Origin of the sequence: Comamonas sp. GB3 AK4-5 (assembly GCF_041320665.1) — a bacterium.
In the GTDB taxonomy this organism is placed as follows: Bacteria; Pseudomonadota; Gammaproteobacteria; order Burkholderiales; family Burkholderiaceae_C; genus Comamonas.
Map to the genome: position 1 here is coordinate 1,467,759 of NZ_CP166730.1, position 21,219 is coordinate 1,488,977.

At 63.5% G+C, this 21,219-nt stretch carries 20 protein-coding genes; 11 read left to right on the top strand and 9 right to left on the bottom strand.

From position 1 onward, the window contains the following. Positions 1 to 32 precede the first annotated feature (32 nt). Together ACA027_RS06535 and map are read right to left on the bottom strand one after the other, a co-directional pair. Positions 33 to 365 (bottom strand): SMR family transporter, encoded by a 333-nt coding sequence (locus ACA027_RS06535; protein ID WP_370681590.1) that lies wholly within the window; start codon positions 363 to 365, stop codon positions 33 to 35. A gap of 17 nt (positions 366 to 382) precedes the next feature. After that, the gene (gene map / locus ACA027_RS06540) at positions 383 to 1,177 is read right to left on the bottom strand and encodes a type I methionyl aminopeptidase (protein WP_370681591.1); all 795 of its coding nucleotides are present in this window, start codon (positions 1,175 to 1,177) and stop codon (positions 383 to 385) included. Between the two features lie 353 nt (positions 1,178 to 1,530). On the opposite strand from map, the gene ACA027_RS06545 reads away from it, so the two are divergent. Then, a complete protein-coding gene (locus tag ACA027_RS06545; protein WP_370681592.1) occupies positions 1,531 to 2,844 on the top strand; it encodes an NAD(P)/FAD-dependent oxidoreductase in 1,314 nt (437 codons plus the stop codon). Positions 2,845 to 3,780: 936 nt separating this feature from the next. Here the strand turns inward: ACA027_RS06545 and ACA027_RS06550 are convergent. Then, complete coding sequence (locus ACA027_RS06550; protein ID WP_370681593.1) at positions 3,781 to 4,692, bottom strand: LysR family transcriptional regulator; 912 nt, start codon at positions 4,690 to 4,692, stop codon at positions 3,781 to 3,783. Positions 4,693 to 4,862: 170 nt separating this feature from the next. Between ACA027_RS06550 and ACA027_RS06555 the strand changes: the two genes are divergently transcribed. From ACA027_RS06555 to pobA, 10 genes are all read left to right on the top strand, one after another. Further along, a complete protein-coding gene (locus ACA027_RS06555; protein ID WP_370681594.1) occupies positions 4,863 to 6,002 on the top strand; it encodes a 4-oxalomesaconate tautomerase in 1,140 nt (379 codons plus the stop codon). Between the two features lie 51 nt (positions 6,003 to 6,053). Continuing rightward, positions 6,054 to 7,409, top strand: a complete 1,356-nt coding sequence (locus ACA027_RS06560; RefSeq protein WP_370681595.1) for an MFS transporter — start codon at positions 6,054 to 6,056, stop codon at positions 7,407 to 7,409. Positions 7,410 to 7,460: 51 nt separating this feature from the next. Next, positions 7,461 to 8,489, top strand: a complete 1,029-nt coding sequence (locus ACA027_RS06565) for an amidohydrolase family protein (protein ID WP_370681596.1) — start codon at positions 7,461 to 7,463, stop codon at positions 8,487 to 8,489. 121 nt (positions 8,490 to 8,610) lie between these two features. Beyond that, positions 8,611 to 9,294 carry a 4-carboxy-4-hydroxy-2-oxoadipate aldolase/oxaloacetate decarboxylase gene (gene ligK, locus ACA027_RS06570; RefSeq protein ID WP_370681597.1) on the top strand — a complete coding sequence of 228 codons (684 nt, stop codon included), beginning with the start codon at positions 8,611 to 8,613 and terminating at the stop codon, positions 9,292 to 9,294. Positions 9,295 to 9,656: 362 nt separating this feature from the next. Next, entirely contained in the window at positions 9,657 to 10,592 is a 936-nt protein-coding gene (locus ACA027_RS06575; protein ID WP_370681598.1) for an amidohydrolase family protein, read from the top strand. 87 nt (positions 10,593 to 10,679) lie between these two features. After that, the gene (locus ACA027_RS06580) at positions 10,680 to 12,371 is read left to right on the top strand and encodes a tannase/feruloyl esterase family alpha/beta hydrolase (RefSeq protein ID WP_370681599.1); all 1,692 of its coding nucleotides are present in this window, start codon (positions 10,680 to 10,682) and stop codon (positions 12,369 to 12,371) included. Positions 12,372 to 12,391: 20 nt separating this feature from the next. After that, positions 12,392 to 12,850, top strand: coding sequence for a protocatechuate 4,5-dioxygenase subunit alpha (gene ligA, locus ACA027_RS06585; RefSeq protein WP_370681600.1), 459 nt, complete (start codon positions 12,392 to 12,394; stop codon positions 12,848 to 12,850). 3 nt (positions 12,851 to 12,853) lie between these two features. Further along, the gene (locus ACA027_RS06590; RefSeq protein WP_370681601.1) at positions 12,854 to 13,723 is read left to right on the top strand and encodes a class III extradiol dioxygenase subunit beta; all 870 of its coding nucleotides are present in this window, start codon (positions 12,854 to 12,856) and stop codon (positions 13,721 to 13,723) included. A 2-nt stretch (positions 13,724 to 13,725) separates the two neighbouring features. After that, complete coding sequence (locus ACA027_RS06595; RefSeq protein WP_370681602.1) at positions 13,726 to 14,697, top strand: Gfo/Idh/MocA family oxidoreductase; 972 nt, start codon at positions 13,726 to 13,728, stop codon at positions 14,695 to 14,697. Between the two features lie 38 nt (positions 14,698 to 14,735). After that, complete coding sequence (gene pobA / locus ACA027_RS06600; RefSeq protein ID WP_370681603.1) at positions 14,736 to 15,911, top strand: 4-hydroxybenzoate 3-monooxygenase; 1,176 nt, start codon at positions 14,736 to 14,738, stop codon at positions 15,909 to 15,911. A 190-nt stretch (positions 15,912 to 16,101) separates the two neighbouring features. Here the strand turns inward: pobA and ACA027_RS06605 are convergent, their stop codons facing one another. The 6 genes from ACA027_RS06605 to sdhC are packed head-to-tail and all read right to left on the bottom strand — an operon-like array spanning position 16,102 to position 21,153. Further along, positions 16,102 to 17,412: a citrate synthase gene (locus ACA027_RS06605; RefSeq protein ID WP_370681604.1), complete on the bottom strand. Its 1,311-nt coding sequence runs from the start codon at positions 17,410 to 17,412 to the stop codon at positions 16,102 to 16,104. A gap of 32 nt (positions 17,413 to 17,444) precedes the next feature. After that, on the bottom strand, positions 17,445 to 17,738 hold the full coding sequence (locus ACA027_RS06610) for a succinate dehydrogenase assembly factor 2 (RefSeq protein ID WP_370681605.1): 294 nt from the start codon (positions 17,736 to 17,738) through the stop codon (positions 17,445 to 17,447). 12 nt (positions 17,739 to 17,750) lie between these two features. Further along, positions 17,751 to 18,455: a succinate dehydrogenase iron-sulfur subunit gene (locus ACA027_RS06615; protein WP_370681606.1), complete on the bottom strand. Its 705-nt coding sequence runs from the start codon at positions 18,453 to 18,455 to the stop codon at positions 17,751 to 17,753. Between the two features lie 27 nt (positions 18,456 to 18,482). After that, positions 18,483 to 20,288 (bottom strand): succinate dehydrogenase flavoprotein subunit, encoded by a 1,806-nt coding sequence (sdhA, locus tag ACA027_RS06620; protein ID WP_370681607.1) that lies wholly within the window; start codon positions 20,286 to 20,288, stop codon positions 18,483 to 18,485. Positions 20,289 to 20,322: 34 nt separating this feature from the next. Next, positions 20,323 to 20,688, bottom strand: a complete 366-nt coding sequence (sdhD, locus tag ACA027_RS06625) for a succinate dehydrogenase, hydrophobic membrane anchor protein (protein ID WP_370681608.1) — start codon at positions 20,686 to 20,688, stop codon at positions 20,323 to 20,325. Between the two features lie 30 nt (positions 20,689 to 20,718). After that, positions 20,719 to 21,153, bottom strand: a complete 435-nt coding sequence (sdhC, locus tag ACA027_RS06630; protein ID WP_370681610.1) for a succinate dehydrogenase, cytochrome b556 subunit — start codon at positions 21,151 to 21,153, stop codon at positions 20,719 to 20,721. Between the last annotated feature and the right edge of the window lie 66 nt (positions 21,154 to 21,219).

Below are 21,219 nucleotides of genomic sequence, written 5' to 3' on the forward strand. Positions count from 1 at the left end.
GGGGAAGACGCGCAGCGGCTCAGGGGGTGTTTTCAATGTCCAGCGGTTTTCGAGAACAGATTGATCACCAGCACGCCGGCGAGGATCAAGCCCATACCGATCAGCGCTGCGGCATCCAGCTTCTGGTGCAGAAACACCCAGGCAATGCCCGAGACCAGCACAATGCCCGCGCCCGACCAGATGGCGTAGGCCACGCCGGTGGGGATGGTGCGCAGCGTCAGCGACAGAAAGTAAAACGACAGCACATAGCCCAGGCCCACGGCCAGGCTGGGCCACAGGCGCGAAAAGCCTTGCGTGCTTTTGAGCAAGGAGGTGGCCACCACCTCGCAGGCGATGGCAATCGCCAGAAAGCCGTAATTTCCCATGCGGTGCGGGCCTGGGTTCAGGGGGCAGGATAGGCGCCCGTACCTTCGGGCCAGGGGGTGAGCACCTCGTAGCCGTTGGCCGTCACCACCACCATATGCTCCCATTGGGCCGACAGCGACTGGTCGCGGGTGATGACGGTCCAGCCGTCATCCAGCTCCTTGGTGGTGGACTTGCCGGCGTTGACCATGGGCTCGATGGTGAAGATCATGCCTTCCTGCAGCGCCATGCCCTGGCCGCGCTGGCCGTAGTGCAGCACCTGGGGTTCGTCGTGGTAGGTCTGGCCTATGCCGTGGCCGCAGTAGTCGCGCACGATGGAGAACTGCTCGCGGTGGGCTACGGTCTGGATGGCGTGGCCGATATCGCCCAGCGTGGCGCCGGGCTTGACGGCGCGTATGCCGGCCACCATGGCTTCGTAGGTGGTGTCTATCAGCCGGCGCGCCAGCGGCGAGACCTGGCCCACGGTGTACATGCGGCTGGTGTCGCCAAACCAGCCGTCCTTGATCACCGCCACATCGATGTTGACGATGTCGCCATCCCTGAGGATTTCCTTCTTCGACGGAATGCCGTGGCACACCACATGGTTGACCGAGGCGCACACCGTCTTGGGAAAGCCGTGGTAGCCCACGTTGGCGGGAACGCACTGCAGCGCATTGACGATGAAGTCATGGCACAAATCGTCGAGCTGCTCGGTGCTGACGCCGGGCTTGACATGGGGGGTGATCATTTCCAGCACGCGGGCAGCCAGCATGCCGGCTTCGCGGGATTGGGCGATGGCGGCCGCGTCGTGGATGGGGGGAAGGCGTTTGCGCATGGCGAATAGGCTGAGGTGGTGGTCGCAGGGCAGAAGCTGCAGATGCTTCCCATTATCGGCTGCGTGCATGCCCCTGTGCGGCGCTGAGGTGCAATGGCGGAAAGTTCTGCGTCGACGGCCCGGCCGCAGAGGGCGGAATGCACCGGGTTGGGTGAGTCTTGTATTAGATATAAAACATGGGTTAAACCATTGTCAATGCTGGTTTTGTTGCTATTAAATTTGTTGCAAAATGCACCGCTTGCGCACAAGGTCGGGGGCTGCAGCGGGGGGAGAGTCCGATGGCAGCGCCCGGCCTGGTGGCATACAGTTTTTGGCACAGACCCTCCTATCTACCTACCGCAAAGGATGTCCCCATGGGCGAAGAGCGCACAGCAGCAAACCAACCGGCCCGCATCGTCGTGGTGGGCGGTGGTGTGGCGGGTCTGGAGATTGCCTCCGCCCTGGGCAAGCGCCGCGATGCGCAGATCGCCAGCATCACCTTGATCGACAGCGACTCGGCCCATGTCTGGAAGCCCATGCTGCACACCATTGCCGCCGGCACGCGCGACCTGGCCCAGCAGCAAACCACCTACCTGGCCCAGGCCGCCGATGCCGGCTTTGCCTACCAGCCGGGCGAGATGTGTGGCCTGGACCGCGTGGCCAAGGAGCTGCTGCTGGCCCCCATTCATGCACCCGATGGCCGCGAAGTGGTGCCGGGCCGGCGCCTGCCCTACGACAAGCTGGTGCTGGCCATTGGCAGCGGTGCGAATGACTTTGGCACGCCCGGTGTGCTGGCGCACTGCTTCATGATCGACTCGCGCCGCAAGGCCGATGCCTTCAACCACGAGATCCGCTTGCGCATGGTGCGCAGCATGACCCAGGGCGAGGGCCTGCAGGTGGCAATTGTGGGCGGCGGCGCCACCGGCGTGGAGCTGGCGGCCGAGCTGGTGCAACTGGCCGAAAGCGCCCGCGCCTACGGCGCCATCGGCGAGGCCGCACGTTTTGGCATTGTGCTGGTGGAGGCCGGCCCGCGCTTGCTGCCCAGCTTTACCGAGGACATCTCGGCCGCCACCCAGCGCCGGCTGGAGGCCCTGGGTGTGACGGTGCGCGTCAACGAACGCGTGCGCGAGGCCACGGAAGAGGGTCTGGTGCTGGGGGATGGTGAGCTGGTCAAGGCCGGGCTGCGCGTATGGGCCGCGGGCGTGAAGGCCCCGGAATTCCTCTCCCGCCTGGGCCTGCAGACCACGCGCGGCCACCAGCTCATCGTCAACGGCCATTTGCAGACCGACGACCCCGATATCTATGCCGTGGGCGATTGCGCCAGCTTCACATTGCCCGGCCAGGAGCAGCCCCTGCCACCGACGGCCCAGGTGGCCCACCAGCAGGCGCGCTATCTGATCGAGTACCTGCCCCGGCTGCTGCGTGGCGCCCAGGAGAAGCCGGGCCACAGCTTTGCCTACCGCGACATGGGCGCCCTGGTGTCGCTGGCCAATTACGACGCCTATGGCTCGCTGGGCAAGTTCGGCCTGTTCAACGGCGGCACCATACGCGGACGCCTGGCCATGCTCAGCCATCTGTGGCTGTACCGCTCCCACCAGGCCCGGCTCTACGGCTTCTGGCGTGGCGGTTTTTTGTGGCTGGTGGACATGATGAATTCGCGCTTGCGGCCCTCGATTCGGCTGGATTGAGTGCCTTCAAAAGGAGAGCGCTTACTGCCGGCGGATGCTGGTTTTCAGGCTGATAAGCCCTGATTAGCTACATGCCTCAGATGAAGTTTCACTGCGAATTGCGCTGCTGCGTGGATATGACATTCTGGGGCCGGGTCTCGCCCCGGCAGGCGACTTCATTTTCTTGAGCGCTCAAGAAAACGGAAGCAAAAGAAACCGCCCCTGCTGCCCATGTCCCTGCGCTTCGCTTCGGGCAAGCTCGGTGCTCGATCCCAGGGCGGCGCCGCAGAACTCGCGGCGCGGCTATGCCGCTCTGCTCAAACATGCTGCGGCAAGCTTGACCACGAAGCAGCTGTGTCCTGCGGCACAGCTGCCCGCCCTGGGCTCTGTGCGCCGAGCCATGGGCAAAAGGGGAAGGCGGGAACCGGATACCGGCCTTGCGTGAGCAGTGCCGTTTGTGAACTTGGTCTCCAAGCTATGGACATCTACCGCTTCGTCACACTGCTGGCGCTGCGGCTGTTCCCCTTCTATACACGCCTGCGGCGCACAGCACACAGGGCCGCATGGCTACCGAAGGACAGCCATGCTTCGTAGACTGACTTGCCGCGGCTGTTCGAGCGGAGCGCTGAAAGCGCGCAGAGAGTTCTGCGGCGGGCCCTGTGTGTTGGGTGACGCAGGTTGCCCCGGCGCGACAGCGCTGGGGACGGGGATAGCAGGGGCGCATTGGTCTCCACTTACATGGCTACGCCATATAAGTTCCGCCCCACGCAAGCGTGAACTTAGCCTACCTTCTTGTGCGAGCAAGAAGGTAGGTCGCCCGCCGGGGCGAATTCCCGGCTTCGGAACATCACTTCACAACAGTGCCTGAGACAAGTACCTAATCAGGTGATAAGCATCTGCAAATCAGACGATATCTGCACCACATGCTCTCTTATCAATAGCGGTCAGTAGCGCCGCTTATGGCGCAGACCCGCTGCGCCCGCAAACCTCCCGGCTGATGCGCTGCAAGACTTCACGGCTGCGTTGCATCAGCGGCGTGCTTCTTTTCTTGACGGACTGCATCAGGCACAGCGTGCAATCCACATGCGGCTTGCGTATGGGGTGCTGGCTCAGCCCCTGTTCGGGGGCATGGGTGTGCAAGGCGCTGTCGGTCAGCGCCGCATAGCCGTAGCCGCCGCGCACCAGGTCCAGAATCGCCGGCACGCTGGAGACCTCCCACACCACATTCAGCTTGACCTGCAGCAGGGCGGCCTGGGCCTCCATCAGCTTGCGAAAAATCTGGCCGCGCGGCGGCATGATCAAGGGAAAGCGCGGCAGCTCGGCGAAGGCCACCTCGGTGTTGCGCGGCAGGGCAGAGGCCGGTGCAATCAGGTGCATGCGCTCACCCAGCACCGGCGTCACTTCCAGATCGGGATGGGCTTCGGGGCTGTAGACCAGGCCCAGGTCCATGCGCCCGGAGGCCAGCCATTCCGCGATGCTCACGGAGAACCCCTCGGCAATCACCAGATGGGCCTTGGGCATTTGCTTGCTGAAGATGTCAATCAGCGGCAGGGTCAGCCGCCGCGCCAGGCTGGGCGGAAGGCCCACCACAATCTGCCCTGCAGGCTCGCCGCGCTGGCTTTGCAGGTCATCCTTGGCCCATGCCACCTGCTGCAAAATGCCGTGCGCATGCACCAGCAGGCGTTGCCCGGCATCGGTCAGCTCCACCCCACGGCCGGTGCGAATCAGCAGGGTTTCACGCAGCTCCGTCTCCAGTGCGCGCACCTGGCGGCTCAGGGCCGGCTGGGCAATGTCCAACAGGTTCGCGGCCTTGCTGAAGCTGCGGTTTTCGGCCACATGGACAAAGGTTTCCAACTGCTGCAGGTTCATACGGGTTCCAGCGATTTGTTGAGCGCATGTTGGTGGCCTCTGCGCTGGCGCGCCACGTGGAGATCGTCAACATGCTTTTTCAGCATATCTGATAGATGAGGAATGCCATGGCGTTATGCGTCCCGGCTGCGCACAATTTCTCCCAATGGATTCTTTCGGGAGATAAAGCCATGCGGCAGACAGCGATTCCCGCCATGTGGATGCGGGGCGGCACCTCCAAGGGCTTGTTCGTCAAGACCTCGGCACTGCCGGCAGACCGCGCCTTGCGCGACCGGGTGCTGCTGGCGGCCATGGGCTCGCCCGATCCGCGCCAGATCGATGGCCTGGGCGGTGCCCATCCGCTGAGCAGCAAGGTGGCCATGGTCTCGCTGTCCAGCCGGCCCGGCATTGATCTGGAGTTTTTGTTTGCCCAGCTGCAGCCCGACCTAGATACGGTGGACACCACGCCCAACTGCGGGAATATGCTGGCCGGCGTCGTCCCTTTCGCGCTGGAGTCGGGCATGGTCCAACCCCGGGGAGAGCGCAGCAGCTTTCGCGTGCTGACGCTCAACACGGGCATGGCGGCCGACATCACGGTGCCCACACCGGGTGGCCAGGTGGAATACGAGGGCGCCGCCCGCATCGATGGCGTGCCGGGCAGCGCGGCGCCTGTTGCCATCGCTTTTCTTGACACCGCCGGCTCGGTCTGCGCCAGCCTGCTGCCCACGGGCCATGCCAGGGATGTGGTGACGGTGACGGGCCTGGGTTTTGCACCCTTCACGCTGGAAGTGAGCTGCATAGACAACGGCATGCCGCTGGTGATGGTGCGGGCCGCCGACCTGGGGGTGACGGGCCTGGAGAGCGTGGCCGAGCTCAACGCCAATGCGGGCCTGAAGCAGCGCATCGAGGCGCTGCGCCTGCAGATCTCGCTGGCCATGGGGTTGGGTGATGTCTCGGCCAAGAACTATCCCAAGATGACCTTGGTTGCAGCGCCGCAGCATGGCGGCGCCATCAGTACGCGCAGCTTCATCCCCCATGTCTGCCATGAGGCCATCGGTGTGCTGGCCGCCGTGACGGTGGCCACCGCGGTGAAGATGCCGGGCACGGTGTGCGAGGGCCTGGCCCAGTTGCCGGGCGCCCAGGGCGTTGAGGGCGCCACCACCGTGTCCGTGGAACACCCCAGCGGGGAATTCAGCGTCACGCTGCAAAGCGATCCGGCTGCACCTGCCGGGGTGGGCCGTGCCGCGCTGCTGCGCACCGCGCGCCTTTTGATGCGGGGCGAAGTCATGGTGCCGCATGCGGTGTGGAGTGGCGCAGGGCGGATGGACTGAGGTGCACCACCAGGTGCAAACAAACAAAACAAACAAGAACGGAGACCCACCATGGGCTTATCACCCGCAGCAGCCTCGCCTGAAAGCAAGGCGGTCAATGTGCAGGCCGTGCTCAACGCACACCCGTTTTCACGCTACCAGTGGCTGATTTTTTCCCTGTGCTTTTTCATCGTCCTGTTCGATGGCTTTGACACCGCCGCCATCGGCTATATCGCGCCATCGCTGATGGCCGAATGGGACGTGAGCAAGTCCGGACTGGCCCCTGTGCTCAGCGCTGCGCTGTTTGGTCTGGCCGGTGGTGCCATGTTGTCCGGCCCGCTGGCGGACCGGTTTGGTCGCAAGCAGGTGCTGGCTGGGGCGGTGGGCTTGTTTGGTGTGGCATGTTTGTGCTCTGCCCTGGCCCTGGATCTGGAAACGCTCACGGCGCTGCGCTTTGTCACCGGCCTGGGCCTGGGGGCCGCCATGCCGAATGCCGTGACGCTGATGAGCGAGTACTGCCCGGATGCGCGCCGCTCCATCATCACCAACGCCATGTTCTGCGGCTTTCCGCTGGGGGCGGCCTTTGGCGGTTTTCTGGCGGCATGGATGATTCCGTACTGGGGCTGGCGCAGCGTGCTGCTGCTGGGTGGCACGGCGCCCTTGCTGCTGGTGGTGCTGTTGCTCGTGCTGTTGCCCGAGTCGGTGCGTTACATGGTGGCCAAGCAGTACCCGGCCGAGCGCATACGCCAGGTGCTGTCGCGCATTGCCGGGGCTTCGGTGCAGGGCGTGCGCAGCTTCGCCATGACGGAGAGCAAGTCCGTGGCGCCAGGCCAGCATGGCCTGGCCGTGGTGCTGTCCAGGTCTTACTGGCTGGGTTCGGCCATGTTGTGGCTGGCCTATTTCATGGGCCTGGTCATCTTCTATGCCCTGGTCAACTGGATGCCGGTGCTGTTCAAGGAGGCCGGGCTGGACACCCGCACCAGCACCCTGGTGGCGGCCTTGTTCCCGCTGGGGGGTGTGGGCGCGGTGTTCTTTGGCTGGCTGATGGACCGCTTCAATGCCAACCGCATCATCGCCATCGGCTATGCGCTCACGGCCCTCTCCATTTGGTGGATAGGGCAGGAGGCAGGCCGTCTTGGCTGGCTGGTGGTGGCCGTGTTTGTGGCCGGAACTGTGATGAACACCGCCCAGTCGTCCATGCCCGCATTGGCCGCCGCCTTCTACCCCACCAGCGGACGGGCCACCGGGGTGGCGTGGATGCTGGGCATAGGCCGCTTTGGCGGGATTGCCGGCTCCTTTCTGGTGGCCGACCTCACGGCGCGGCAACTGGATTTCAGCACCATCTTTGCCGTGGTGGCGGTGCCCGGGCTGATTGCCATGGCAGCGCTGATCGTCAAGCAGATGGCCTCGGCCCCCGCCCGCGACTGATTTGGCGCGGCAGGGATTCCATTCGCATCACCTGGCTTCAAAGGTTTTCCGATGATCATTGACGTACATGGCCACTACACCACGGCGCCTGCCGCACTGAGCGCCTGGCGCGATCTGCAGATTGCGGGGTTGCAAGACCCGAGGAAGACCCCCAAGGCCGGTGATCTGCACATCAGCGATGACGAGATCCGCGAAACCATCACGCGCAACCAGCTCAGGCTCATGCAAGAGCGCGGCGCAGACCTCACCATCTTCAGCCCGCGTGCCAGCTTCATGGCCCACCACATCGGGGACTTTGCCACCTCGTCCACCTGGGCCGCGATCTGCAACGCGCTGTGCTTTCGCGTCAGCCAGCTGTTTCCCGATCACTTCATCCCCGCTGCCATGCTGCCCCAGTCGCCGGGCGTGGAGCCCAAGACCTGTATCCCCGAGCTGGTGAAATGTGTGGAGCAGTACGGCTGCGTGGGCGTCAACCTCAACCCCGATCCCTCGGGCGGCCACTGGACCGCGCCTCCGCTGTCCGACCGCAGCTGGTATCCGCTGTACGAGAAGCTGGTGGAGTACGACATCCCCGCCATGGTGCATGTCTCCACCAGCTGCAATACCTGTTTTCACACCACGGGCGCTCACTATCTGAATGCCGACACCACGGCCTTTATGCAGTGCCTGAGCAGCGACTTGTTTCAGGACTTTCCCACGCTCAAGTTCCTGATCCCCCATGGCGGCGGCGCCGTGCCCTACCACTGGGGGCGTTTTCGTGGTCTGGCCCAGGAGCTGAAAAAACCGCTGCTGGAAGAGCATTTGCTCAACAACATCTTCTTTGACACCTGTGTCTACCACCAGAGCGGCATCAATCTGCTGACCGAGGTGATTCCGGTGAAGAACATTCTGTTTGCCAGCGAAATGATTGGCGCCGTGCGTGGCATAGACCCGCAGACCGGCCACCACTACGACGACACCAAGCGCTATATCGAGGCCACACAAAACCTCACGGACGCGGAGCGGCACATGGTCTATGAAGGCAATGCACGCCGCGTGTTCACGCGGCTGGACAAGGTGCTCAAGGCCAGGGGGCTGTAAAAAAAGGAGCTGTCAGTGCTTTTAGGGACTGGATTTTCAATGGAATTCATATGGAAACCTTTGAGATCAAAGCGCTGAATGCTCATGTTTTTTGGGACGCATGGTCTCAAGGAGAACCGCAATGTACGAACTCGGAGTTGTTTACCGCCGCATCCTGCGCGCCGACCGCACTGCCGCCGATGGACTGGCAGTGTTGGGCACGGCCACGGTGCATGAGGCCATGGGCCGCGTGGGCCTGCTTCAACCCTTTATGCGACCCATTCATGCGGGCCAGCAGGTTTCGGGCACGGCCGTCACGGTGCTGCTGCAGCCTGGCGACAACTGGATGCTGCATGTGGTGGCCGAGCAGATTCAGCCCGGCGACATCGTGGTGGCCGCCGTCACCAGCAGCTGCACGGATGGCTATTTTGGTGACCTGTTGGCCACCAGCTTTCAGGCGCGTGGTGCCAGGGCTTTGGTCATAGACGCCGGCGTGCGCGATGTGAAAACGCTGCAGGACATGGGCTTTCCCGTGTGGAGCAAGGCGATCTCCGCCAAGGGCTGCATCAAGGCCACGCTGGGCTCGGTGAACATCCCCGTGGTGTGTGCGGGCCAACTGGTGCATCCCGGCGATGTGATCGTGGCCGATGACGATGGTGTGGTCTGCGTACCCGCCGCCCGCGCGACGCAGGTGCTGGAGGCCGCGCAAAAACGCGAGCAGCTGGAAACCGAGAAGCGCGCCAGGCTGGCCAGCGGCGTGCTGGGGCTGGACATGTACCAGATGCGTGAGCCTCTGGAAAAAGCAGGCCTGCGGTATGTGGGTTGATATGGCCCCCCTGAGGCGCTTTGCGCCTTCCCCCCGCTCTCGCATCGCACAGCGATGCGGGCAGGGGGACGCTGCCAGCGCGGCGGGGCGGCCCTTGCGCGGCAGCCCTGGCATGGGCCCGCGCCAGTTTTTTGCATCGGGCCCTGATTTGGGCCACGTCAGTTGTGTGAGATCCAGGCCATCTCCGATGGGCACATGGCATCCATGCTCTCGCATCGCACGGCGATGCGGACAGGGGAACGCTGCCAGCGCGGCGGGGCGGCCCTTGCGCGGCAGCCTTGGCTTGGGGCGCGCCAGTTTCGTGCGCTGCGCCAGCGTCGTTGGTGGCTTGTGGTGTGCCGTGGATGACGGAGGCGAAATGTATGCATGTATTTGAAAAAACACCGGGCTGGCTGGACTGGTATGCCAACCCCTCCCAACCGCGCTTTCAGCTGCCGGCGGGTGCGGTCGATGCCCATTGCCATGTGTTTGGCCCGGGCGACGCGTTTCCGTTTGCGCCCGAGCGCAAATACACGCCCTGCGATGCGGGCAAGGCCCAGCTGTTTGCCCTGCGTGACCACCTGGGTTTTGCCCGCAATGTGATTGTGCAGGCCACCTGCCACGGCGCTGACAACAGCGCCATGGTTGATGCCTGCCAGGCCAGCGCGGGCCGGGCGCGCGGGGTGGCCACGGTGCGTCGCAGCGTCACGGACCAGGAGCTCCAGACCCTGCACGATGCCGGCGTGCGCGGTGTGCGCTTCAACTTCGTCAAGCGCCTGGTGGACTTCACACCCAAGGACGAACTGCTGGAAATTGCCGGGCGCATCGCCCAGCTGGGCTGGCATGTGGTGGTCTATTTCGAGGCCGCAGACCTGCCCGAGCTGTGGGACTTCTTCACCCGTTTGCCCACCACCGTGGTGGTGGATCACATGGGCCGCCCGGATGTGGCCCAGGGCGTGGACAGTGTGGAGTTCGCGCTGTTTCTCAGGCTGATGCGCGAGCACGCCAACATCTGGTGCAAGGTCAGCTGCCCAGAGCGCCTGTCCCTCACCGGCCCTGCGGCGCTGCGCGACGCGCCGCATCTGGAGCAGGGCGCCTACCGCGATGTGCTGCCTTTTGCGCGCCATGTGGTCCAGGCCTTTCCCAAGCGCGTGCTGTGGGGCACGGACTGGCCCCATCCCAACCTCCGGCAGCACATGCCCGATGACGGCCTGCTGGTGGACCTCATCCCCCATATCGCGCCCACCGCCGAGTTGCAGCACAAGCTGCTGGTGGACAACCCCATGCGGCTGTATTGGCCGCAGGAGTGGGACAGCTAGGCGGCGGCTCCCAAACCGCCATACCTGGCCCCAGGTCCATACCGTCCCATAGCTTGCACAGAAAAATACCCAAGGAGACAAGACGCTATGCATATTCCCCCCATTTCGCGGCACGCCCGGCCTTGGCTGCTGCTCGTCAGCGTTGCGCTCGGCAGCGGCTGTGGTGCAGAGACCCTGGAGGGTGATCCGGCGGTGGTCTGCGCCGCACTGGCCGCAGCGGTGCCTGCGAGTGCGCTGGTTTTGCCCAGTGCAGGGGCCCGCATCGCCTCGGCTGCGCTGATGCCAGCCTCACCACTCAAGGTGGGCAAGCCTGGGCCATGGCCTGGCGCAGGCATACAACCCGCAACGCCGGCCTACTGCCAGGTGCAAGGCCGTATCGGCCCGGTCGATCCTGCGGCACCGCCGATTCAGTTTCAGGTCAATTTGCCGCTGCAATGGAATGGCCGCAGCCTGCAGTACGGCGGCGGGGGCTTCAACGGCGTGCTGGTCTCCGGCGTCGATTTGCTGCCGGCCGCGCGCTTTGACCGGCCTGCGCCCTTGGCCCAGGGCTTTGTGACGTACGGCACCGACTCGGGCCACCAAAGCCAGCCGGGCGAGCCGCTCCAGGCCTTTGCCCTGAATGAGGAGGCGCTGGTCAATTTTGCCCATGCCTCCTATAAAAAAGTGCGCGATGTGGCCCTGGTGCTGATGCACCGCGCCTACGGGCGTGGGCCCGAGCGTATGTACTTCATGGGCAGCTCCGAAGGTGGGCGTGAAGCCTTGACCATGGCACAGCGCTATCCCGCAGACTTTGATGGCATCTTCAGCCATGTGCCCGTGGTCAACTGGACGGGATTGCAGCATGCGGGCGTGCGCAATGGCCTGGCCACCATGGGCCAAGGCTGGCTGGGGCCTGCCCAGGTCAAGCTGGTCAGCGATACGGTGCTTGCAGCCTGTGATGGCGCCGATGGGCTGAAAGATGGGCTGGTATCTGACATGCTGGGTTGCCAGCGCCGTTTCGATGTGGCCGCGCTGCTGTGCAAGGGCGCAGCCGGAGGAGATGACTGTCTGAACCAGGCCCAGGTGCAGGCCGTGCAGACATTGCATGCGCCCTATCGCTTCGCGTTTGCCCTGGCCAATGGGGTGACGGAATACCCGGGGCGGGGTGTGTCGGGCGAGGGGCTTGGGCCCTTGGGCATAGCCGGTGGCTGGCGGCCCTGGTGGTTGGGGGCGGCTCCGCCTTCGAGGCAGCCCACATCGGCGGATCCGTTGGCTTGGGTCTTTGGCAGCGGCGCCTTGCGTTATTTTTTTGCACGTGACCCGCAGGCCGATTTGCAGCGCTACCAGCCAGAGCAGCATGCCGCGCGTGTGCGCCAGGTCTCGGCCCTGATGGATGCCACCGACCCCGATCTCTCGGCCTTCCAGGCCCATGGCGGCAAGCTCATCCTGATGGAGAACCTGGCCGACTATGCGCAAAGCCCGCTTGCGGGCATTGGCTACTACCAGTCGGTGGTGGCGCGCATGGGGCAGCCCAAAGCCGACGGCTTTGTGCGGCTGTACATGGCGCCCGGTGTGGACCATGTGGGCTTTGGTGGCCCTGCCAATGTGGACATGCTGCCCGCGCTGGTGGCCTGGGTCGAGCGTGGCAAGCCGCCTGCCGGCCTGGAGCTGGCCGAGCAATCCAGTCAGCCGCCTTTTGAGGTTGCGCGTACCCGCCCGCTGTGTGCCTGGCCCAGCTGGCCGCGTTACCGCGGCGCTGGCGATGCGCGCCTGGCAGCAAGCTTTGCATGCACACCCTGATGGCAACAAGGAGGTCTGAAATGGCACTGGACAAACCTTATCTGGACGTACCCGGCACTATCATTTTTGATACCGAGCAGTCCCGCAAGGGCTACTGGCTCAACCAGTTCTGCATGTCGTTGATGCAGGCCGAGAATCGCCAGCGCTTCAAGGCCGACGAGCGTGCCTACCTGGATGGTTGGGCCATGAGCGAGGAGCAAAAGCAGGCCGTGCTGGAGCGCGATCTGAACTGGTGTCTGCGCACGGGCGGGAACATCTATTTTCTGGCCAAGATCGGCGCCACGGACGGCAAGAGCTTTCAGCAGATGGCGGGCTCCATGACCGGCATGAGCGAGGAGGCGTACCGCGCCATGATGGTGGCGGGTGGCCGGTCGGCCGAGGGCAACCGCTATGTGGGTGAGGAGGGCGATGCACAGGACCACCGCCAGCCTCAAGCAAAGCCAGTGGGCGCTGCCGGCATATCTGGCGAGAAGGACTAAGCCATGGCCCGCATCACCGCATCCGTCTACACCTCGCATGTGCCCGCCATCGGCGCGGCCATGGACCTGGGCAAGACCCAGGAGCCTTATTGGCAGCCGCTGTTCGCCGGCTATGACTTCTCCAGGCAATGGATGAAGGACCACCCGCCCGATGTGATTTTTCTGGTTTACAACGACCATGCCACGGCCTTCAGCCTGGATTGCATTCCCACCTTTGCCATAGGCACGGCTGCCGAGTACCTGCCCGCCGATGAAGGCTGGGGGCCCAGGCCCGTGCCCAAGGTGGTGGGCCACCCCGAGCTGGCCGCCCATATCGCGCACAGCGTGATCCAGCAGGACTTTGACCTCACCATCGTCAACAAGATGGATGTGGACCACGGCCTGACCGTGCCTCTGTCGCTGCTGTGTGGCGAGCAAGACCCGGTGCACGGTGCCTGGCCTTGCCCGGTGATTCCGTTTGCGGTGAATGTGGTGCAGTACCCCGTGCCCTCGGGCCAGCGCTGCTTTCAGCTGGGCCGCGCAATCCGCCGTGCGATAGAGCGTTTTGACCAGGACATCAATGTGCATATCTGGGGCACGGGTGGCATGAGCCACCAGTTGCAGGGCGCGCGTGCCGGCCTGATCAACAAGGCCTGGGACCAGCGCTTCATGGACCTGCTGATCGCCAACCCCTCGGGCCTGGCCCAGATGCCGCATATCGACTATGTGCGCGAGGCCGGCTCCGAAGGCATAGAGCTGGTGATGTGGCTCATTGCCCGTGGCGCCATGTCCGATGTGGATGCCCCCGCAGACCCGCCCCAGGTGGTGCACCGCTTCTATCACGTACCCGCTTCCAACACGGCCGTAGGCCATTTGATTCTGGAGAACCGCTGACCATGCGCAAAACCATCAAAGTCGCCCTGGCGGGCGCCGGAGCCTTTGGCATCAAGCATCTGGACGGTATCCAGAACATCGATGGCGTGGAAGTGGTGTCCCTGGTCAGCCGTGACCTGGAGCAGACCCGCGCCGTGGCCGACAAATACGGCATACGCCATGTGAGCACCGCGCTGTCCGACAGCCTGGCCCTGGCCGAGGTGGATGCGGTCATTCTGTGCACGCCCACGCAGCTGCATGCGGCCCAGGCCCTGCAGTGCATGCAGGCCGGCAAACATGTGCAGGTGGAGATTCCGCTGGCCGACAGCCTGGAGCAGGCCGAGGCCGTGGTGGATCTGCAAAAGCAAACCGGCCTGGTGGCCATGTGCGGCCATACCCGCCGCTTCAACCCCAGCCACCAGTGGCTGCACCAGAAAATTGCGGCCGGCGAGCTCCATATCCAGCAGATGGATGTGCAGACCTATTTCTTTCGCCGCACGAATATGAATGCCCTGGGTCAGCCGCGCAGCTGGACCGATCACCTGCTGTGGCACCACGCGGCCCATACCGTGGACCTGTTTGCCTGGCAGGCCGGAAGCCCCGTGGTGCATGCCCATGCCATCCAAGGCCCCATCCACCCCCAGCTGGGCATTGCCATGGATATGAGCATCCAGTTGCAGGCCGCCAATGGCGCCATCTGCACCCTGAGCCTGTCGTTCAACAACGAGGGGCCGCTGGGCACATTTTTTCGCTACATCGGCGACAGCGGCACTTATATCGCCCGCTATGACGATCTGGTGCGCTCGACCAAAGAGGGCAAGGAAGAGAAGGTCGATGTCTCCCGGGTGGATAGGTCCATGAATGGCATAGAGCTGCAGGACCGCGAATTCTTTGCCGCCATACGCGAGGGTCGCGAGCCCCGGTCCAGTGTGGCCCAGGTGCTGCCCTGCTACCAGGTGCTGCACGGGCTGGAGCAGCAGCTGAGCCAGTCGTAGAGCGCATTGCCTGCTATCGATGTGAGAGGAGACACACCATGCGAACCCAAGTGGTCATCATTGGCGCAGGGCCCGCCGGCCTGCTGCTGGGGCAGTTGCTGCACAAGGCCGGTATTGACAACATCATTCTGGAGCGGTGCAGCGCAGCGTATGTGCTGGGCCGTATCCGCGCAGGTGTGCTGGAGCAGGTGGCGGTCGATCTGCTGACCGAGGCGGGGGCGGATGTGCGGCTGCGTGCCGAAGGTCTTCCGCATGACGGCATAGAGCTGCTGTTTGGTGGAAAGCGCCATCGCATCGATTTGCATAGCCTCACGGGCGGCAAGCGCGTCATGGTCTATGGGCAGACCGAGGTCACGCGTGACCTGATGCAGGCGCGTGCCGACCAGGGGCTGGTCACCATCTATGAAGCCGTGGACGTGCAGCCCTGGGGCTTTGAGGGCGAGCACCCCCGCGTGCGCTATGCAAAAGATGGCGAGGTTCAGGAGATCGACTGCGATTTCATTGCCGGCTGCGATGGCTTTCACGGCGTGTGCCGGGCCAGCGTGCCAAAGGACCATATGCGCTGCTTTGAAAAGCGCTACCCCTTCGGCTGGCTGGGGCTGCTGTCGGATACGCCGCCGGTATCCGGGGAGCTGATCTATGCCCATACCGAGCGCGGCTTTGCCCTGTGCAGCCAGCGCAGCGCGACGCGCAGCCGCTACTACCTGCAGGTGCCGCTGACGGACAGGCCGGAGGACTGGAGTGATGCGGCCTTCTGGGCGGAGCTGCGGCGGCGCCTGGATCCCGAGGCTGCCGAGCGGCTGGTCACCGGGCCTGCGCTGGAAAAAAGCATTGCGCCATTGCGCAGCTTTGTGACCGAGCCCATGCGCTTCGGGTGCCTTTTTCTGGCGGGCGATGCGGCCCACATCGTGCCGCCCACGGGGGCCAAGGGGCTGAACCTGGCCGCGTCGGACGTGGGCTATCTGGCGCAGGCGCTGTCCGTCTATTACCGGGACAAGAGCGATGAAGGCATAGAGGCCTATTCGGCGAAATGCCTGTCGCGAGTCTGGAAGGCCGAGCGCTTTTCCTGGTGGATGACGTCGCTGCTGCACCGTTTCCCGGAGGAGGGGGGCTTTACCGCCAGGGTCCAGGAGGCGGAGCTGGACTATACGGTGCATTCGCTGACGGCCTCCGGCGCATTGGCCGAGAACTATGTGGGTCTGGCGCTGGGGTGAAGCCTTCTCCTTGAGAAGCAAGAAAAAAGCCCGCAGGCACAAGGCATGCGGGCTTTTTTGTCAACGCTTCTTCGTTGGGTGCGCAGTCTTAAGGGCTGGCACGACCTGAGCGCGAGATGGCCAGCAAGGGCCGCCCCGCAGCAAAGGCCATCGTCCCCCTTTGGGGGAAGCCGCGATGCGGCTCAGGGGGTTAGCGTTGGGCGATGGGCTTGACGTTGCGGGCGACCGAGCCGGTGAACAGCTGGCGGGGACGGCCGATCTTGTACTCGGGGTCGGCCATTTGTTCGTTCAGCTGGGCAATCCAGCCCACGGTGCGGGCCAGGGCGAAGATGCCGGTGAACAGGTTCACTGGAATGCCGATGGCGCGCTGCACGATGCCGGAGTAGAAGTCCACGTTGGGGTAGAGCTTGCGCGAGACGAAGTAGTCGTCTTCCAGGGCAATCTTCTCGACTTGCTTGGCCAGGGCGAACAGCGGGTCTTTTTCCAGGCCCAGCTCGGCCAGGATCTCGTTGCAGGTTTCCTGCATGAGCTTGGCGCGGGGGTCGTAGTTCTTGTAGACGCGGTGGCCAAAGCCCATCAGCTTCACGCCGCTGGACTTGTCCTTGACCTGCTCCATGAACTCGCCGACCTTGGCGATGCCGCCGTTGGCCTGGATATGTTCCAGCATGTTCAGGCAGGCTTCGTTGGCGCCGCCGTGGGCAGGGCCCCACAGGCAGGCCACACCGGCGGAGATGGCGGCAAACGGGTTGGTGCCCGAGGAGCCGCACAGGCGCACGGTGGAGGTGGAGGCGTTTTGCTCGTGGTCAGCGTGCAGGATGAAGATGCGGTCCAGCGCGCGCTCGACCACGGGGTTCACCTTGTACTCTTCGCAGGGGTTGCCGAACATCATGCGCATGAAGTTGCCTGCATAGGACAGGTTGTTCTGCGGATACATGTAGGGCTGGCCCATGCCGTACTTGTAGGCCATGGAGACCAGCGTGGGCATCTTGGCGATCAGGCGGATCGCGGCGATTTCACGGTGCTCAGGGTTGGTGATGTCGGTGCTGTCGTGGTAGAAGGCCGACATGCCGCCCACCAGGCCGGTCAGCACGGCCATGGGGTGTGCATCACGGCGGAAGCCACGCAGGAAGAACTGCATCTGCTCGTTGACCATCGTGTGCTGGGTCACGCGGTTTTCGAAGTCAGCCTTCTGGGTTTCGTTGGGCAGCTCGCCGTACAGCAGCAAGTAGCAGGTTTCCAGGAAGTTGCAGTTCTTGGCCAGTTGCTCGATGGGGTAGCCGCGGTACAGCAGCTCGCCCTTGTCGCCGTCGATGTAGGTGATGGCCGATTGGCACGAAGCGGTCGAGAGGAAGCCGGGGTCATAGGTGAACATACCGGATTGACCGTAGAGCTTGCGGATGTCGATCACATCCGGGCCAATATTGCCCTGGTAGACCGGCAGCTCGACGCTGGGGGCTCCGTTGCTGAAAGACAGCGTAGCTTTGTTATCAGCTAATTTCATTTCCAACTTCCTTCTCTGATGAGCTAGTGGGCCTAGCTTGTGTGTGTCTGTGCTCCCGGCTGGCGCTTGCGCACCAGCTCGAGCACTTCTCTAACTTCGGGGATGTCCAACGGACCTTCCGGCTCCTTGCGGCGCAGGAACAGGTCCATCAGATCGTTGTCCGCCAGATCCATCAGGGCGGACATGCCAGCTGCGTGCCTCCGCGTCAGCTGGTCGCCGTAGGTGGCGAAGAACTGCTCGATGAACAGATCGTTCTCCACCAGGCCACGCCGGCTACGCCAGCGCAGCAGGTCGCGTTCTCGTTCTTCGAGCAGCGGTTCGGTCATGGCTGGTACCAATTAGATGGCCCGACGGACCATCAGTTCCTTGATTTTGCCGATGGCCTTGGTGGGGTTCAGGTGCTTGGGGCACACGTCCACGCAGTTCATGATGGTGTGGCAACGGAACAGGCGGTACGGGTCTTCCAGGTTGTCCAGGCGCTCGCCAGTGGCCGTGTCGCGGCTGTCCGCGATGAAGCGGTAGGCCTGCAGCAGACCGGCCGGACCCACGAACTTGTCGGGGTTCCACCAGAAGCTGGGGCAGCTGGTGGAGCAGCTGGCGCACAGAATGCACTCGTACAGGCCGTTGAGCTCTTCGCGCTCTTCGGGCGACTGCAGGCGCTCCTTGCTCGGCGTGGCGTAGATGTCGCTTTGCAGGTAGGGCTTGATCGAGTGGTACTGCTTGAAGAACTGCGTCATGTCCACGATCAGGTCGCGGATCACGGGCAGGCCGGGCAGGGGCTTGAGAACGATGTCGCCCTTGAGGGTGTTCATGTTCGTCAGGCAGGCCAGGCCGTTCTTGCCATTGATGTTCATAGCGTCCGAACCGCACACGCCTTCGCGGCAGGAGCGGCGGAAGGAGATCGTGGGATCTTCGGCCTTGAGCTTGACCAGGGCGTCCAGCAGCATGCGCTCATGGCCGTCCAGTTCGACTTGGACGGTCTGCATGTAGGGCTTGGCGTCTTTATCGGGGTCGTAGCGGTAGATTTTGAAAGTACGCTTCATTTTGATCTTCTCTCGTGGGCGGCTGGATTAGAACGTGCGGACCTTGGGCGGCACGCTGTCCACGGTCAGGGGCTTGAGGTTCACAGGCTTGTACGACAGGCTGTTGGTGGCGCTGTCCCACAGGGTGTGCTTGAGCCATTCCTTGTCGTTGCGGCCCAGCGGGAATTCGGCGTGATCGGCAGGGTGCTCGTAGTCGTACACGGTGTGTGCGCCACGGCATTCCTTGCGTGCGGCAGCAGAAGTCATGGTGGCCTGAGCGACTTCGATCAGGTTGTCCACTTCCAGTGCTTCCATGCGGGCGGTGTTCCAGACCTTGGACTTGTCCTTCAGGGTCACGGAGCCCACTTGCTCGCGCAGGGCATTGATCTTGACCACGCCTTCGTCCATGCTCTTTTGCGTGCGGAACACGCCAGCGTGGGTTTGCATGCTCTGGCGGATTTCGCCGGCCAGATCCTGGGCGTAGACGCCGTCCTTGGAGTTGTCCAGCTGGTTGAGGCGTTCCAACGTGCGGTCAGCAGCGTCGGCAGGCACGCTGTGGTGCGAGCCGTAGTTGTTGACGAACTGCACGATGTGCTTGCCGGCAGACTTGCCGAACACCAGCAGGTCCAGCAGCGAGTTGGTGCCCAGGCGGTTGGCGCCGTGCACCGACACGCAGGAGCATTCGCCCACGGCGTAGAGGCCGTTGACCACTTGGTTTTGCTGGCCGTCCCAGACAACGACCTGGCCGTTGATGTTGGTGGGCACGCCACCCATCTGGTAGTGGATGGTAGGCACCACGGGAATGGGTTCCTTGGTGATGTCCACGTTGGCGAAGTTGTGGCCGATTTCTTCCACCGAAGGCAGGCGCTTGCGGATGGTCTCTGCACCCAGGTGGTCCAGCTTCATCAGGATGTAGTCCTTGTTGGGACCGCAGCCGCGACCTTCCTTGATTTCCTGGTCCATGGAGCGGGACACAAAGTCGCGCGGGGCCAGATCCTTCAGCGTGGGAGCGTAGCGCTCCATGAAGCGCTCGCCTTCGCTGTTCAGCAAAATGGCGCCTTCACCACGGCAGCCTTCGGTCAGCAGCACGCCCGCGCCGGCCACGCCGGTGGGGTGGAACTGCCAGAACTCCATGTCCTGCAGCGGGATGCCAGCGCGTGCTGCCATGCCCAGGCCGTCACCGGTGTTGATGAAGGCATTGGTCGAAGCCTGGAAGATGCGGCCGGCACCGCCGGTGGCCAGCATCACTGCCTTGGCGTGCAGCTCGTACAGGTCGCCGGTTTCCAGTTCGATGGCCGTGACGCCGACCACATCGCCCTGGGGGTTGCGGATCAGGTCCAGTGCCATCCACTCCACGAAGAAGTTGGTCTTGGACTTGACGTTCTGCTGGTACAGCGTGTGCAGCATGGCGTGACCGGTACGGTCAGCCGCAGCGCAGGCGCGTTGCACCGGCTTTTCGCCGTAGTTGGCGGTGTGGCCGCCGAAGGGACGCTGGTAGATGGTGCCGTCGGGGTTGCGGTCGAACGGCATGCCGAAATGTTCCAGCTCGATCACCACGTTTGGTGCTTCGCGGCACATGAACTCGATGGCGTCCTGGTCGCCCAGCCAGTCAGAGCCCTTGATGGTGTCGTAGAAGTGGTAGTGCCAGTTGTCCTCGGACATATTGCCCAGGGAGGCGGACACGCCGCCTTGGGCGGCCACGGTGTGCGAACGGGTGGGGAAAACCTTGGACAGCGAGGCGACGGACAGGCCGGCGCGGGACAGTTCCAGGGCAGCGCGCAGACCGGAGCCGCCGGCACCGACGATGACAACGTCAAACTTGCGCTTGGTGATATTCGCTTTGGAGTAGCTCATTCTTAACCTTCAATCGTGGAGGGGAGGGCGCAAGTCACAGACGCCACAGGACTTGGAAACCCCAGCCAGCACAGCCGACCAGCCAGACAATGGTGAACACCTGCAGGACCAGGCGCAGGCCCGTAGCCTTGACGTAGTCCATCCAGACGTCGCGCACGCCGATCCAGACATGCCATGCCAGCGAAATGATCACGCCGAAGGTGACGAACTTCATCCACTGGGCGGAAAAGATGCCGGCCCACAGGTCGTAACCGATGGGGCCTTGGCTGAACACCATCTGGGCCAGGACGGCCACGGTGAACAGCACGATCAGGACGGCGGTAACGCGTTGCACCAGCCAGTCGCGGATGCCGTAATGGGCACCGACCACGGTGCGCTTGGAGCCGTAATTCACGGACATGTTGGTATTCCTTCTACTTCTAACGTGAGATCAGTACAGGCCGAACAGCTTGGCGCCCAGGACCACGGTCAGGGCAATGCTGCTGACCAGCACGGTCACGGCGGAAGACTTGCCGAATTCCTTGGTCACGGAGGTGTGGGACACGTCCATCCACAGGTGGCGCAGGCCGGCGATCAGGTGGTGCATCGAAGCCCAGATGATGGCCAGCGTGACCAGCTTGATCAGCCAGCCGGGTACAAAGCCAATGCCGACGTTGAAGGCGGCCTTGAAGGTTTCAAAGGAAATCTCGGAGGACAGCGACTTGTCGAACATCCAGAGGATGAACGGCAGCAGCAGGAACATGATCACACCGCTGATGCGGTGCAAGATGGAAACCCATGCGGCCGGAGCCATGCGATAGGTGGGGAGGTCCTGGAGGGCGTGGATATTGCGGAACTCAGGCCGCTTTTTTGCTAGCTCAGTCATGGCGGGGTGCTTTCGTGATGTAACTGCGTTGTAATTGCGTGGATCTCAACGACCCAAAATTCTATT

Bases quoted from the DNA above. Each gene is read 5' to 3' on its own strand.
- ACA027_RS06535 (WP_370681590.1), bottom strand. From the start codon at position 365: ATGGGAAATTACGGCTTTCTGGCGATTGCCATCGCCTGCGAGGTGGTG.
- sdhA (WP_370681607.1), bottom strand. From the start codon at position 20,288: ATGAGCTACTCCAAAGCGAATATCACCAAGCGCAAGTTTGACGTTGTC.
- sdhD (WP_370681608.1), bottom strand. From the start codon at position 20,688: ATGTCCGTGAATTACGGCTCCAAGCGCACCGTGGTCGGTGCCCATTAC.
- ACA027_RS06565 (WP_370681596.1), top strand. From the start codon at position 7,461: ATGATCATTGACGTACATGGCCACTACACCACGGCGCCTGCCGCACTG.
- ACA027_RS06560 (WP_370681595.1), top strand. From the start codon at position 6,054: ATGGGCTTATCACCCGCAGCAGCCTCGCCTGAAAGCAAGGCGGTCAAT.
- ACA027_RS06550 (WP_370681593.1), bottom strand. From the start codon at position 4,692: ATGAACCTGCAGCAGTTGGAAACCTTTGTCCATGTGGCCGAAAACCGC.
- ACA027_RS06545 (WP_370681592.1), top strand. From the start codon at position 1,531: ATGGGCGAAGAGCGCACAGCAGCAAACCAACCGGCCCGCATCGTCGTG.
- ACA027_RS06610 (WP_370681605.1), bottom strand. From the start codon at position 17,738: ATGACCGAACCGCTGCTCGAAGAACGAGAACGCGACCTGCTGCGCTGG.
- ligK (WP_370681597.1), top strand. From the start codon at position 8,611: ATGTACGAACTCGGAGTTGTTTACCGCCGCATCCTGCGCGCCGACCGC.
- ACA027_RS06555 (WP_370681594.1), top strand. From the start codon at position 4,863: ATGCGGCAGACAGCGATTCCCGCCATGTGGATGCGGGGCGGCACCTCC.
- map (WP_370681591.1), bottom strand. From the start codon at position 1,177: ATGCGCAAACGCCTTCCCCCCATCCACGACGCGGCCGCCATCGCCCAA.
- ACA027_RS06595 (WP_370681602.1), top strand. From the start codon at position 13,726: ATGCGCAAAACCATCAAAGTCGCCCTGGCGGGCGCCGGAGCCTTTGGC.
- ACA027_RS06605 (WP_370681604.1), bottom strand. From the start codon at position 17,412: ATGAAATTAGCTGATAACAAAGCTACGCTGTCTTTCAGCAACGGAGCC.
- sdhC (WP_370681610.1), bottom strand. From the start codon at position 21,153: ATGACTGAGCTAGCAAAAAAGCGGCCTGAGTTCCGCAATATCCACGCC.
- pobA (WP_370681603.1), top strand. From the start codon at position 14,736: ATGCGAACCCAAGTGGTCATCATTGGCGCAGGGCCCGCCGGCCTGCTG.
- ACA027_RS06615 (WP_370681606.1), bottom strand. From the start codon at position 18,455: ATGAAGCGTACTTTCAAAATCTACCGCTACGACCCCGATAAAGACGCC.
- ACA027_RS06580 (WP_370681599.1), top strand. From the start codon at position 10,680: ATGCATATTCCCCCCATTTCGCGGCACGCCCGGCCTTGGCTGCTGCTC.
- ACA027_RS06575 (WP_370681598.1), top strand. From the start codon at position 9,657: ATGCATGTATTTGAAAAAACACCGGGCTGGCTGGACTGGTATGCCAAC.
- ACA027_RS06590 (WP_370681601.1), top strand. From the start codon at position 12,854: ATGGCCCGCATCACCGCATCCGTCTACACCTCGCATGTGCCCGCCATC.
- ligA (WP_370681600.1), top strand. From the start codon at position 12,392: ATGGCACTGGACAAACCTTATCTGGACGTACCCGGCACTATCATTTTT.